Here is a 14,017-nt window from a genome sequence, read left to right as displayed (position 1 = left end):
GCGACGCCGTCGCGCACCCAGGGCAGGAAACGCAGGCCACCCATGTCAGCAGACCTCCAACTCGACGGGCGTGATCCTCGGCAGCGGCACCCGGGCCCGGGGCCGGCGCGGCGCGACCGGCGCGGCGGCGACCGTCCGCTGCGCGGCGGCGGTCCGCTGTGCGGCGGCGGTCCGCTGCGCGGGCACGGTCGGCGCGGCGGTCCGGCCGGCGGGCCCGGTGGCGGCCAGGTCCAGGGCGGGGCCGGCGAAGCGCGCGGTCCCGCCGTGGCGGGTGCCCGCGTACGCGGCCGGGGCGGTGGCCGCGAACCGGGCCAGCGTGTCGTTGCCGCGGCGGGCGGCGAGCCGCGTGGTCGCCCGCTGGGCGGGCAGCGGCCGGCCGGCGGAGTCCGGGTCGTCGATGATGATCCGGTCGTACGCCGAGTCGTCGGAGAGGTCGGCATAGGTGGTCAGGTCGGCGGGCGGCAGGGCGGTGCCCTCCGGCAGCGCCACCGTCCGCCCGGCGGCCAGCCGGACGACCCCGGGGGTGGTGATCTGCTCCACGGGCGACAGGTCGCGGAACTGGCCGGGCGCGAAGTCGTCCTCGACGGTGTCGCCGAGGGTGCCGGTGAGGGCGTCGTCGCCGGTGCCCACCGTGACGCCGGTCAGCGTGAACCGGTTCGGCCCGGTGATCCGGGACGTGCCGACGCGCTGCAGGTCGGTGTCGAGCGGCAGCACGTTCTCCCGCACCGCGAGCAGCGCGCCGGGTTGCAGCAGCATCGGCCCGGCCCAGCCGGTCAGGTCGCGCAGGGTCACCGGCTCGCCGGCGCCGATGGCGGGCCGGACCTCCCAGGCCGTGGGGGTGGACAGCGCCCCGCGCAGGAGTTCGGCGGCGTTGACCTGACTGGGCTCGTCGGCGCCGGCGTCCTTCCCGTCGGTCCAGGAGAACTTCGCCGACACCTCCCAGAACAGGAACTTGATCCGGGCCTCGCCCCAGGCCTTCCACGGTCCGGGCCCGGAGACGCCGATGATCAGGTTCACCGCCAGCAGTTCCTTGTCGCCGAACTTCAGCGACACGGTGGCGCCGATCTCGGCGGTGAACCAGAACGGCTTGAACTGGAACATCACGTCGAGCCAGGCGCGGCCGTCGAGAACGAAGCCGCCGCCCTCGAAGTGGAGGGTCAGCTCGGCGCCGAACTGGGCGCTGTTGCTGGTCACCGCCAGGTACGCCGACAGGTTGACGCCCTTGCCGGACTTCTGCAGGGCGATGGTGAACCGCTTGACGGCCGGGAACCCCGGTGGCGGCGTGAAGCGGGGGTGGAAGCCGCCGATCGACACGGCGAACGTGCCCCCGGCGCCCCAGCGGGCCCGCAGCGCCATCTCGCCGGAGACCGGCCGGCCGAACAGCTTCGAGTCGATCAGCGCGGCGTCCACGCTGATCTCCCGGCGGGCGACGTCCACGATGCCCGCGGAGTCCAGCCGGAACTTGCCGGCGTCCTTGAAGTCGATGACCAGTCTGCCCAGCAGCATGATGCGCACCGGGTCGGGGAACTCGACGAGCACCGCCAGGTCGGCGACGACCTGCCCGCCGAGGAAGTTCAGCCGGACCATCGCGCCGAGGACGGTGCCGGTGGTGTCGACCGGGAAGATCCGGCTGAGGGTCGCGATCACGGCGGGGGCGTTGGCGACCGGGTCCTGCGGGAACAGCAGCGCGTCGAGGGTGCCGGCGCGGGCGGCGTTGCGGACCTCCTCGGGGTTGCTGCGCCGGTTGTACCCGACGACCAGCCCGAGGCCGGTGATGGAGATGCCCCAGAACAGCGGGAGGCCGGGGAACCACTCGTACGTGCCGGCGAGCAGCAGCGAGAAGGTGTGCCCGCCGTCGGCCTCGGTGAGCCGGCTGCCGTCGGGATTGCGGGTGTTGACGATGGCGGTGGCCTGCAGCCGGAAGCCCTTCATCGGGGCGAGCGGCGTGGTGGAGGCCATGCCGAGCTGGATGGCCCCGGCGTACATGCCGCGCGGCTCGTCGACGAACAGGTAGCCGCCGCCGGAGACGATGCCGTTGTCCATCCGCAGCGCCACCCCGTCGGGCCCCTTGAACCCGGGGGACAGGTCGGCCGCGCCGAGGTTGCCGCCGCGGGTCTGCCCGCCGCTGCCGTCGGGCAGCGCCGGCGGGAACGTGAGGTCGGCGCGGACGCCGATGTTCTCCACGACCACGTGCAGCGGTCCCAGCGCCGCCCGCACGGTCGTGGTGATCAGCAGGCTGACCGCGCGCGTCTGGGTGGAGGCCTGCAGCGCGATCCGCAGCCCATCGATGCCGATGCCGTGCCAGGACAGGTGCACCGGGTACTCGGCGGCCAGGGCGGCGGCCCCGGCCAGGTGCAGGCCCGCCCGCAGCGACCAGGCCGCGCCGAGGTCGAGGCCCAGCCGCAGCCCGTCGGCGGGCAGCAGCTTGCCCAGCAGCCCGTCGCCGTCGCCGGCGCGGATCACCAGCTCGGCGCGGCCGGCGTGTACGCCCAGCTCCACGTCGTCGCGGCCGGCGCCGAGGCTCGCCCGGCCGGAGAAGACCAGCTGCCCGACGGCGAGGTGGGTGCCCTCGGGCGCGCCGATGATCCAGCCCGGCTGGCCGGCCGGCGCGATCCGGGCTATCTCGGCGGCCCACTTCACCACGGACGCGCCGACGTTGGCGGTCACCCCGTCGCTGTTCACGGCGATGGCGGGGCCGGCGCCGCTGAGGTCGGTGGCGACGTTCCAGGCGCCGATCGAGCCCTCCAGGTGCGCCTCGCCGGTCGGCGCGAGGATCACCGTGAGCCGGCCGTCCCAGCTCGCCAGGCCGAGGGTGACGCCGAGGCCGAAGGTGGGCTGCCAGGCCGCGAGCCCGGTGGCGCCGGCCGGTTCCGGTGCCGCGAGCCCCGCGCCGCCGGCAAGTTCCCGCGCCGCGAGCCCGGTGCCCTCCGGCGGCGCGCCGTCGGGGGTGCGCCGCCCGCCGAACCGCAGCCGCAGCAGGCTGTCGGCGAGCCGCCGGCCCACCTCGCCCTGGTCCGGGCCGACGCCGGGGCGTACGCCCTGGTCGGCGTCGAGACCGAGGGCGCGCAACGCCCGGGCGAGCCGGGGCAGCAGCCGGGCGGACAGCTCCGCGACGCTCTCCGGGGTCGTCCAGCCGGCCGGGGCGTACAGGGCGCGGAAGTAGCCGGCGGGGTCGGAGACGAGGTCGACGATCCGGTCCAGGTGCAGCTCGTCGCGGCGGCGGGGCAGCCGGATCGGCGCGTCGCCGGGTGGCATCGGCGCGCTGGGCGGCAGTTCGGCGGCGGGGGTGACCAGGCCGAGCAGGTCGAGCAGCGGCACGGTCCACGGCACCCGGCGCGACAGGTACGTCAGGATCAGCAGGTCGAGCAGGTCGTCGGCGAGTTCGGCGGGCAGGCCGGCCACGTCCGGCAGCTTGCCCTGCAGGGTCGGCGGAAGGGCGCCGAGCTGCCCGAACGCCTTGCCGGCGGCCTCGCCGAACTTCTTCAGCGCGGCCAGGTGGTCCAGCTTCAGGTCGGCCGACGCGGCGTCCAGCGCCTCCAGCGCCGCGCCGACCGTACCCACCCAGTCCTCGAAGCGGGCGGCGTCGAACCCGCTGACCGCCTCCAGGTCCCAGCCCAGCGCGCGCATCAGCCGGGCCCGCTGCCACGGGTCGTACGCGGCCAGCACCGGCTCGGCCAGCAGCTTGATCTCGTTCCACAGCAGAACGAGCGCGTTCCGGTCCTCGGTCATCGTCCAGCCCGTCCTTCCTGCCGCCTGTCCGTCGCCTGTCCGCCGCTCACGGCGTCACCCGGGGCACGTCGCCGAGGTCCAGCCGCAGCGCCCCGCGGGCGGCCGACAGGCCCCGCTCGGTGGCGGGCAGCGCGTCGACCGGCAGCGTGTACGTCCGCCCGGTCGGCCAGGACGGCCAGGCGGCGAGCCGGGTCAGCGCGGCGGCGACCTCGGCGTCGCCCGCGACGACCTGCCCGACGGCGGCGATCAGCGCCGTCTCGTGCGCGTCGGTCCAGCCGGTGGGCGGCCCGGTGAAGTCGGCCTTCCTCGCCTCCCTGGCCTTCGTCAGCACCAGGTGCAGCGGGGTGGCGGCGCGCGGCCGGGTGCGGAACTCGGCCTTCTCGGCGTTCGACGCGGGCGCGCCCACCGCGACGAGCTGGTGCGGCCGGTACTGCTGCCAGCACGCCAGCAGCGCCACCGACCGCTCCGAGGTGAACACGTCGCCGATGCGCGCCCGGCGCGGGTTCCCGTCGGCGCCGGGCACGTCCGCCACCGTGGGAGCCACGGCCGGGTCGGGGGAGTCCCAGTCGGTGGCGAGCAGGTCGTGCAGCCGCTGCCGGGCGAACGTCCAGATCCCGCGCCGCACGCCGTCGTGGCCGCGCAGCGCCAGCGCGTAGCGGTGCATCCAGTGCCACGACCGCAGCCCGAGCAGCTCCAGGGTGGTGGCGATGCCCGGGCCGGCGGCTCCCGTCGCGTCGGTCTGCGCCGGGCGGGCCCGCAGCACCCGCAGGTCGGGAAAGAGCAGGCCCGCGCCGTCGGGTCCCCAGCCGGGCACGGCGGTGACGCCGGCCTGCCCGCCGAGCGCCTCGTAGGCGTCCCGGTCGGTGGCGCGCAGGAAGGCCAGGTACGCCCACATCTCGCCGGGCGCCGCGTCGATGTCCAGCACCGGTGGGGCGGTGGTCGGCGCGAGCAGCGGCCCGTGTGCCCGCCAGCCGTACGGGCCGAAGCGGATCACCGCCGGGTCGTCCGCGGCGACCGCGTCGAGGTAGCCGCCGGCCGCGTCCGGCACCCGGTTCTCGGCGACGGCCCGCAGCACCTTGAAGGTGGACAACTGCCGGGCGGCGCGGGCGCCGGCGTCCCCGCCGCCGGCGATCGCCGCGACGAGCGCGGGCAGCGACGGCCCGGCGCCGTGCTCCTGCGGGCGCGGCAGCACCGCCTCGGGCAGCAGCTCCGACTCGGCGTCGAGCACCGGCCCGCTCCACTGCGCGTCCGTGGTGTGCGCCCGGTAGGCGCCGAGCCGGATCAGCTCCGGGTGCTCGGCCGGGACGCCGCCGGCGTCCGTCGGGCGTCCGGTGACCACCCGCGAGTACAGCCGCCGGTCGGCGGCGGTGACCTCGTCGAACAGCCACACGTTCGGCCGGTCGAGCCGCTGCGGGACGTCCCCGGCGACCTGCCACGCCTCCACCACGACCGGGCAGCGCCACCGCTGGTTCAGCCAGTGCTTCATGGCCACCTGGGTGGCCAGGTCCGCCACGCCGCTGACCGGCCCGAGGTAGCGCTGGGCCTCCGGGACGTCCACCGGCCGCAGCCGGTCGGAGTAGCGGGTGGCGGTGGCGCCCGCCGGCTCCGTCGCGGCCCGCTCCCGGCGGGCGTACGCCTGGAACTCGCGCACCGCCCAGTAGGTGACGATGCCGTACGTGCCGTCGGCCGCGTCCGGGGCCAGGAAGCCCAGCGTGGCCAGGTCCTGCTGGAGCCGGGTCACCCAGCGGTCGGTGGCCGGGGCCAATTCCGCCGGCCGCTCGATGCCGTCGTAGCGGGCCTTGGCCGTGGCGGTGGCGTCCCGGTCGTCGGGGCGCAGCACCCAGCCCCCGTAGGGCGGGGTGACGGTCAGCGAGCAGCCGAAGGACAGGTCCACCGTGAAGGTGGTGAGCGCGGCGGCGCGCTTCTCGCCGGGCAGGTGCCACCAGAGCCGCTGGGTGGCCGACTTGCACTCGCCGTCCGGCCAGTCGAAGGTGATCTCGCCGAGGTTGTTGTGGCCGACGATCTCCTTGCCGTTGCCCCACGAGCCCTTGTAGTTGTCGAGGTTCCGGGCGGCGGCCAGGTACTGCGCGAGCGCCTGGTCGCGCGGCAGGCCGGCGGGGTCCACGACGGACTCCGGGGTGCCGTCCCGGAGCACCTGCGGGTCGGCCTCGTCGTGGCGGACGAACTGCACGTAGACGCTCCACTCGGGCGGCCGGGTCAGGACCTTCAGCGCGTCGAGGTCGGCGACGGAGGGCCGCCCGGACACCCACCAGCCGGTGACGTCGTCCGCGGCCAGCGTCACCTGCACCCCGGCCTGCATCCGCTGCCCCTCCTTGTCGGGCAGCTCGTTGGCCCACCCGACGAGGTCGATCCGCCCGGTGACGTCCAGCAGCGGCACGTAGCCCACGGCGTGCAGGAGCCGGGTCTTGTCGTCCTCGTTGTGGAATCCGCTGGACACGAACCCGGCGAGCACCCCCTCGGTGCGGTTGACGCCCTGGAAGGGCTTGGCCGGGTCCGGCCCGCACGCGTAGGGCAGGGTGGCGGAGTAGCGGATCCGCTCGGCGGACCCGAAGTGGATGTCGCCGCCGAGCATCACCAGCCGGCGCCGGCGGATCCCGTCGGCGCCGGGGGGCGCGGCGGCGAACAGCCGGGCGAGGATCTTGTGCACGGCGGCGTCGCTGGCCACCCAGGCGTCCTCGTTGTCGGCGGTGTACCGGCCGGCGAACACCTTGGCCAGGGGCTGCGCGAGCTGTTCCAGCACCGGCACGCCGAACAGGGCGACCGGCTGGGCGACGACGGTGACCGCGTCGTCGCCGAGGACCCCGGCTCCGCTGATCATCTCGTTGAGCGGCTGGTCGTCGTAGAGCAGGCCGCCGGGGTGGGCGGCGCCCGCCGCGAACTGCCGCCAGGTGCGGGTGTCCAGGGCGACCAGCTGGTAGCGGGGCCAGGTGACCGTCCAGTGGTAGGTCAGTGCCCCCGCCGGCCGGGCCAGCCTGCCCTCGTCGGTGACCGCGGTGGGCAGGCCGAGTCGGGTGCGCAGCGCCTCGTCATAGCCGTCGTTGGGGGTCGCCGTCCAGTCGCGCAGCGCGTCCAGCGCGGCCCGGCCCGGTGCCCCGGTGTCGCCCGCCTCGGCGAACCGCTCGGGGGTGTTGCCCCAGGCCTGGAAGACGGCGAAGGCGGCCATCCCGTTGCGGACCACCCGCCGGCCCAGCGGCGAGTTCACCACCGCGTCGGTCACCCAGGAACGGGTCATGTTCCAGTCGTCGGTGATCTCGTGGTCGTCGGCCACCATGTACGTCGCCACGTTGGCCAGCTGCCGGCGCACCGCCGCCAGCCCCTGCCGGAACCCCCACAGCGACAGGGCCTGCTCCTGCCACCGCGTGTACCGCTCGATGATCTCCTTCTGCTGGGCGCTCGGGGTGTACGGCCGCCCGGCGCGCATCAGGTCGTACACCGTCTCGCCGGGCCGGCGGTCCTGCGGGTCCTTCAGGATCCGGGTGTCCGCGGGCAGCACGTGCTCGAACCGCGGCCAGCTCTCCGGCCACAGCACGTCCGACCAGACCAGCAGGTACATGCACAGGTACTCGCGCAGCGACATCAGGTGGCTGGCGGCCTCGCCCGAGGTGAACTTCGCGTCCCGCTCCATCGTCGTGGCCCGCTTGCCGGGCTTGTAGGTGTCGTCCGTCGGCTGCCCGGTGCTGCCGACCGGCATGGCCTCCGGCGTCAGGCCGAGCCGGGTGGCCACCCCGACGTGCGCGGGCACGGCCGGCTCGCCGCCCACCGCCGCCAGCGCGTCGTGCCCGTGGATGATGGCGAGCAGCGGGTCGGCCACGTCGTCGGCGTAGATCTGGTCCCCGCCGAGCACCAGCTGGTGCGGGCGCAGGACCGGGTCGCCGGCCACGCCGGCGATGATCGGGTCGAGGGCGGGGAACGCGTCGGTGCCCTCGCCGTGCGGCTTGCGGCACGACCCGTGGAAGATCCGCAGCCGGTTCGGGTCCGCGGGCGGGGTGGCGAAGGTCGGGTACGCCGGGGCGGCGGCCGGCGCCTGCGGGTGGCCCAGGTAGGTCAGCGCCGCGCGCGCGACGGTCGGGTCGGCGGCCACCACGCCGGCGTCGAACAGGCTGTTGCCCGGCGCGCCGCCGGCGAACCCCAGGTCGTAGCCGTAGAGCGTGCCGGGCTGCAGGGTGATCCCGGCGACGGTGACGGCCGCGACGTGCAGCCGCTCGCCGAGCCGCACCGTCGCCCGGCTGCCGGTGCCGACCGTGGCGCCGCGGGCGTACCCGGGGGCCGCGCCGACGCCGAAGACGGTCAGCGTCACCGTGCTCGCCGCGCGCAGCGCCACGAACACCGTGACGCTGGTCGGATCGACGCGGCGGACGACAGGGCCGCACAGGACAAGTGGCAGGCCGGACGGAGCCGTCATCGCACATCCCTTCGCGCTCGGCCGAGCGACGGTGCGGTGCCGGGTCGCGCGGTGGTGACACCTGATTGAAGCCGAGCATCCCCGGCGTGCCTACCGCCGCAACAGCGCGAAGATCCAGGCTGAGGAGACGACAACCATCGCACGGGCGACCCGCCGACCGATCCGACCAGCGGGACTGATTGTCCACTCAGTCCTTTTCACTGACGGACACCCGACGCCGGCTTGCCGTCAGGGCGTGGACAGCGCTAACAGCGCCTGGGGTGCGAGCCGCTCCGGGCGGCGGGACGCAGGTCGGCCACCTACGCGCGCGGCCCGGTCGGGCCGTCGCGGTGTTCCACGACGGCCCGACCGGGCCGTGACGATCGCCTTCGGCGGGTCAGCGCAGACGCGACTCGATGGCCTCGATGACGCGCGGACGCAGTTCGGCCGCCCGGATGACGGCGTCGACCGAGCCGACCTCGACAGCGCGCTGGATGTTGTGCACCCGGTCGAACTCCGCGGCCACCTCGCCGAGCTTCTCCGCGCGGACCGCCGAGCGGAGCTCGTCCAGTTCCGCGGTCAGGGTGGCCCGGTCGGCGCCGGAGGCGGCCGCGGCCCGGCCCTCCAGCTCGCGTACGCGGGGATCGGCCGCGGTGCGGCGGTCGACGTCGCCGGAGAACACCACCGCCGCGGCGGGCGCGCCGCCGAGCACCGAGGCGAACGACCCCTCCAGCGCCAGCACGGTCATGTTCGGGTTCAGCGCCTTCGAGAAGACCACGAACGCCCCGCCGTGGTATCGCGAGATCACGCAGAACACGATGGGCCCGCGGAAGTTCACGATGGCCCGGCCGATCTCGGCGCCGTACTCCAGTTGCAGCTTGCGCATCGACTCGGGTGAGCCGTCGAAGCCCGACAGGTTCGCCAGCACCACGAGCGGCCGGTTGCCGCTGGCCGCGTTGATCGCCCGCGCGGCCTTCTTCGACGAGCGCGGGAACAGCGTGCCGGCGGTGTAGGTGTCCGGGCCGTCGGTGGGCGGGAAGCCGCGCCGCGGCACCGACCGCGACTCGATGCCGAGCAGGCACACCGGGATGCCGCCGAGGTGTACGTCCTGCACCACCGCGGTCTCCGCGTCCGCCATGCCCGCCCAGCGTTCCAGGACCGGGTGGTCCTGGTCGGAGAGCGCCCGCATCACGGTCCGGATGTCGAACGGCTTCTTCCGGTCCGGGTTCGCCGAGGCGGAGAAGATCTCGCCGACGGTGGTGAAGTCGCTGCCGGCCACGACGTGCGGGAAGTCGGAGATGTCGCGGTCGACGGGGTCGCTGGTGGTCGCCCGGCGCGGCGCCTCCTCGCCGGGTGCGACGTACGTGTGGTCGTAGTGCGCCATCAGCACGTCCCGTGCGGCGGCCAGGTTCGGCGCCCAGTACTGCGCCTGCCCGTTCGGGCCCATCACCCGGTCGTAGCCGCCGATGCCGAAGTTGTCCTCGGCGGAGACGCCGCCGGAGAAGTCGAGCGACTGCTTGCCGGTGAGCACCATCGCCGAGTCCGGCGTCATCACCAGGATGCCCTTGGTGTGCATGAGCATCGTCGCCTCGGCGTTCCAGTACGGCTGCGCGCCGACGGTGATGCCCGCGACCACGATGTTGATCTCGCCGCCGTCCTGGGTGAACTCGACGATCCGCTTGAGCGCCGCCGCCACCCAGTCCATGTTCTCCGTCCCGGAGGTCATGGAGATCCGGGCGCCGGCGGACAGCGCGTACCACTCCAGCGGCACCCGCATCCGCTCCGCCAGGTCCAGCGCGGCGATCACGCGGCGGCACTCCGGCTCCGACAGGGCGCCCAGCGACTTCGTCGGGTCGCCGAGCAGCACGACCCGGGTGACGCCCTGCGGGTGCCTCGGGGTCGGCGTGGTGACCACGCCGGCGACGATCGCCGCGCTGTTGCGCCCCCTCGGGCGGTCGACGGGCACCAGCGCGTGGCCGTCGTCGAGGTCGTGCTCGACGAAGTCGCCGAGCAGGCCGGTCAGCTCGTACGGGTACACCGTGTTGCGGCTGCTCGCGCGCAGCACCTTCAGCCGGTAGTCGTCGAGCGGCTCGACCGGTTCCGCCGGCGGCTCGCCGACGGTCAGCTGCGCGCCGCCGGTGGCGTCGAACGAGATCCGTACGCCGATCTTGGTCAGCTCGCCGGTCCTGCGGTCGCGCTGGCGCGCGATGAACAGGATCTCCTCCAGGCCGGCGCCCGCGGTCGTCGGGCGCATCCGCCCGGCGATGGTCTCCATCTCCTCCCGGGTCAGGTCGCTCGGCGGCCAGACGTAGATCACGATCCGGTTGGTGTTGAAGCGCGTCTTCGACGGCCGCCGCGACTGCGCACGCCGGATCGAGTCGAGGCAGGCGGCGACGGTGTCCTCGGCCGTCGGCAGCGCGATCAGCCGGCCGTCGTGCTCGCGCAGCGCCGTCAGGTCGCGTACCTGCGCGAACGCGACGAGACGCTCGTCGGACGGGTTCTCCCGGGCCGCGCACCGGAAGAGGTACACCTCCTCGTCGGCGGACGGGAGCCGGGTCAGGTCGAACTTGTGCAGCCGTTCCAGCTGCATCCGCTGGGCGATGTACGGGTGCAGGCCGCGGATCAGCCGCTCCTCGGCCATCCCCGTGCTCGACGGGCGGAACGTGAAGTGGTGGTGCATCACCGCGCCGCCGCGGCCCGCGACGGTGGTGGTGAGCCTGCGGACCCGGCGCGGCAGCGGGTGCGCGCTGATGACCTCCAGCAGCGCGGCCACCATCGCGTCGAAGTCCTCCGGCTGGTTCTCCCAGGCGAGGTAGATGTCGGCGTCGATGTCGTCCTCGCCGCCCGCCAGCTCGGCGAGCCCCCGGAGCGCGCCGCCGAGCGCGTCGAAACGCACCGCGGCGGAGACGACGTTCGAGTCGGCGCGCTCGGCGACCACGAAGGTGCAGCCCGCGACCTCGCGGGTGCGGACCCTGGTGAGCGGCTTGTTGCCGTAGTACCGCCGGGTCAGCACCTCCAGCATCACCGCGTTGTCGAGGTGATCGCGCACGAGGCGCTGGCCGAGCAGCCGCACCAGCGGCTCGGTGCTGCGCACCATCTGCGCGACGCGCTCGGCGCGGTCCGGCGCGTCCGGGTGCGCGTCCAGGTGACGCAGGTGCTTGCGGACCTCGGCGTAGACGCGGGCGCGGTTGCGGCGCAGCAGCGGCTGGGCGAACCAGGCGAACACCACGCCGCGGGCGAGGTCGGCGACGACCGGGAAGCGGACCTGCGTCGCGGCCACCAGCCGCTCCAGCGCGAGACCGGCCGGCTCGCGCAGCGCGTCGTCCGGCGGCGGCTCCCGCAGCCACGCGCGCAGCAGCGTCGCGACGACCGTGGCATCGGCGGACCCGCGCTGCAGGGCGAGGAAGATCCGGAACACGGCGGCTTCGAGCGCGGGGGAGCGCTCCAGGTCGGTGACGCCGTAGTGCCCGAGCGCCTTGGCGAGCTTCGCCTGGAACGCATCCGGCAGCCCCGCCCGCTCGACGTCGAGACTCTGCAGGTAGGTGTGGAAGTACTCGCGGGCGCTGTGCACGTGACCCGCACCGCCGCCGTCCTCGCCGGTCGGTCGGTTGCGGCTCAGCTCGGCGAGGTCGGCGAACACGTTGACGAGGTCGAGCTCCTCGGCCAGCGGCCGGTGGCCGTCCTCCGTGGTCGCCCGGCGTGCGGCAAGGTAGTCGTCGAGCACCCGGCGGTCGTCGTGCGGGTCGACGTCGAAGCCGAGCAGCAGGCCGCGCAGCTCCTCCTGGCCGCGCGTGGCGCGCTGCCATGCCGGGATCTCCCCGGGCGCGGCGGGCAGGTCCAGCTCGACGGACGCGGCGGCCGGGCCGTCCTCGGCCTCGGCGGATTCGTCGGCGAGCGGCTCCAGCCGCAGCAGCGGTGCCCCGGCCTCCACCTGGCTGCCCACGGCGACGGCGCATTCCTTCAGCCGCGCCTTGAACGGTGCGCGCAGCACCGTCTCCATCTTCATGGCCTCCAGCACCAGCACCGGCGCGCCCGCCTCGACCTCGGCGCCCACCGCCAGCGGGGTGGCGACGACCAGCGCGGGCATGGGCGAGCGGAGGACGCCGCCCTCGTCGCGGCTGACCCGGTGCGTGACGCCGTCCACCTCGACCAGGTGGATCGGCCCGTGCGTCCCGGTGAGCAGCCGGTACCGGATGCCGTTGACGGCGATCTGCCCGGTGTGTCGGTCGAAGCGGTCCAGCTCGACGTCGGCGGTGCGGACCGTCCCGCCCGCCTCGATGCCGACGCGGAACCGGTGCGCGCCGACGCGCGCCACGCGCATGCGGTAGCCGACGCCACGCAGCTTGAGGTCCAGCGGTCGGCCGCTCTTGTGCTGCACCTGCGGGCGCCCGCCGGCCGCCGTCGACAGCAGCCGCTGCCGCTCGACGCGCTCCTCCTCCTCGTACGCCTCGATGGCGGCGGCCGCGAGCGCGACGGCGGAGTGCCGGTGCGCGACGAGCCTGCCCTGGCCGCGGACGCGGTCGATCCAGCCGGTGTCCGCGCTGGCGTCGACGACCTCGGGCTGGTCGAGCAGGTCGAGCACGAAGCTCTTGTTCGTCGCGCCGCCCTCGATGATCACCGTGGTGTTCGCCATCGCCCGGCGCAGCCTGCCGAGCGCCTCGTCACGGTCGCGGCCGTACGCGATGATCTTCGCGATCATCGAGTCGAAGTCGGCGGGGATGGTGTCTCCCTCGCTGACGCCGGTGTCCACCCGGATGCCCGGCCCGGCGGGCAGGTCCAGCCGCGCGATACGGCCCGGGGAGGGCGCGAAGTCGCGGTCGGGGTCCTCGGCGTTCAGCCGGGCCTCGATGGCGTGCCCGCGCTCCGCCGGCGGCTCGCCTTCGAGCCGCCCTCCCGAGGCCACGTGCAGCTGCGCCTTGACCAGGTCGAACCCGGTGGTCGCCTCGGTGATCGGGTGCTCGACCTGCAGGCGGGTGTTGACCTCGAGGAACGCGAACAGCCGGTCGCCGGGGTGGTAGAGAAACTCGACGGTCGCCGCACCCCGGTAACCGACCGCGACGGCGAGCCGCTCGGCCGACGCCTTGAGCTCGGCGGCCTGCGCCGGGCTGAGCACCGGCGACGCCGACTCCTCGATGACCTTCTGGTTGCGCCGCTGCACCGAGCAGTCGCGGACACCGAGCGCCCACGCGGTGCCCTGGCCGTCGGCGATCACCTGGACCTCCACGTGCCGGGCGCCGGTGACCAGGCGCTCCAGGAACACGATCCCGCTGCCGAACGCGCGCGCGGCCTCCTGGCTGGTGCGCTCGTACGCGTCGGCGAGCTCGGCCTCGTTGGTGATCACGCGGATGCCGCGCCCGCCGCCGCCCGCGGTCGCCTTCAGCATCAGCGGATAGCCGATCTCGGTCGCCGCCGCGAGGGCGTCGTCCAGGGTCTCGACCGCGCCGCGGCTCCACGGCGCGACCGGGACGCCGACCTCCTCGGCGATCAGCTTCGCGCCGATCTTGTCGCCGAGCTTGCGCATGGCGTCGGCGCTGGGCCCGACGAAGGTGACGCCGACCTTCTCGCACAGCTCCGCGAACGCCGGGTCCTCGGCGACGAAGCCCCAGCCCACCCACGCGGCGTCGGCCCCGGTCTCCACCAGCGCGCGTTCCAGCGCCTTCAGATCGAGGTACGGGCGCGCGGACGCGGGGCCGAGGTCGTACGCGATGTCCGCCTCGCGCACGAACGTGGCGGCGCGGTCGACGTCGGTGTACAGGGCGACGGTCTCGATCCGGGCCCCGGTCTCCGCGGCCAACTCTCGGACCGCGTGGATGAGCCGCATCGCGGCCTCTCCACGGTTGACGATGGCGACACGGCTGAACACCTGACCGATCCCTCCGGTAGACC

The 14,017-nt window shown here is 74.7% G+C and carries 3 protein-coding genes; all 3 read right to left on the bottom strand.

Annotated features, from left to right (window positions below; all coding sequences use genetic code 11):
• Positions 1-45: 45 nt before the first annotated feature.
• The gene (locus JD77_RS27420) at positions 46-3,729 is read right to left on the bottom strand and encodes a DUF6603 domain-containing protein (protein ID WP_145776773.1); all 3,684 of its coding nucleotides are present in this window, start codon (positions 3,727-3,729) and stop codon (positions 46-48) included.
• 46 nt (positions 3,730-3,775) lie between these two features.
• Positions 3,776-8,152: a peptidoglycan-binding protein gene (locus JD77_RS27415; protein ID WP_145776772.1), complete on the bottom strand. Its 4,377-nt coding sequence runs from the start codon at positions 8,150-8,152 to the stop codon at positions 3,776-3,778.
• A 376-nt stretch (positions 8,153-8,528) separates the two neighbouring features.
• Positions 8,529-13,994, bottom strand: coding sequence for an ATP-binding protein (locus tag JD77_RS27410; protein ID WP_145776771.1), 5,466 nt, complete (start codon positions 13,992-13,994; stop codon positions 8,529-8,531).
• Between the last annotated feature and the right edge of the window lie 23 nt (positions 13,995-14,017).

This window comes from Micromonospora olivasterospora (assembly GCF_007830265.1).
GTDB lineage: Bacteria > Actinomycetota > Actinomycetes > Mycobacteriales > Micromonosporaceae > Micromonospora > Micromonospora olivasterospora.
This window is presented reverse-complemented; position numbering and strand designations above follow the sequence as displayed.

Bases quoted from the DNA above. Each gene is read 5' to 3' on its own strand.
- JD77_RS27415 (WP_145776772.1), bottom strand. From the start codon at position 8,152: ATGACGGCTCCGTCCGGCCTGCCACTTGTCCTGTGCGGCCCTGTCGTC.
- JD77_RS27420 (WP_145776773.1), bottom strand. From the start codon at position 3,729: ATGACCGAGGACCGGAACGCGCTCGTTCTGCTGTGGAACGAGATCAAG.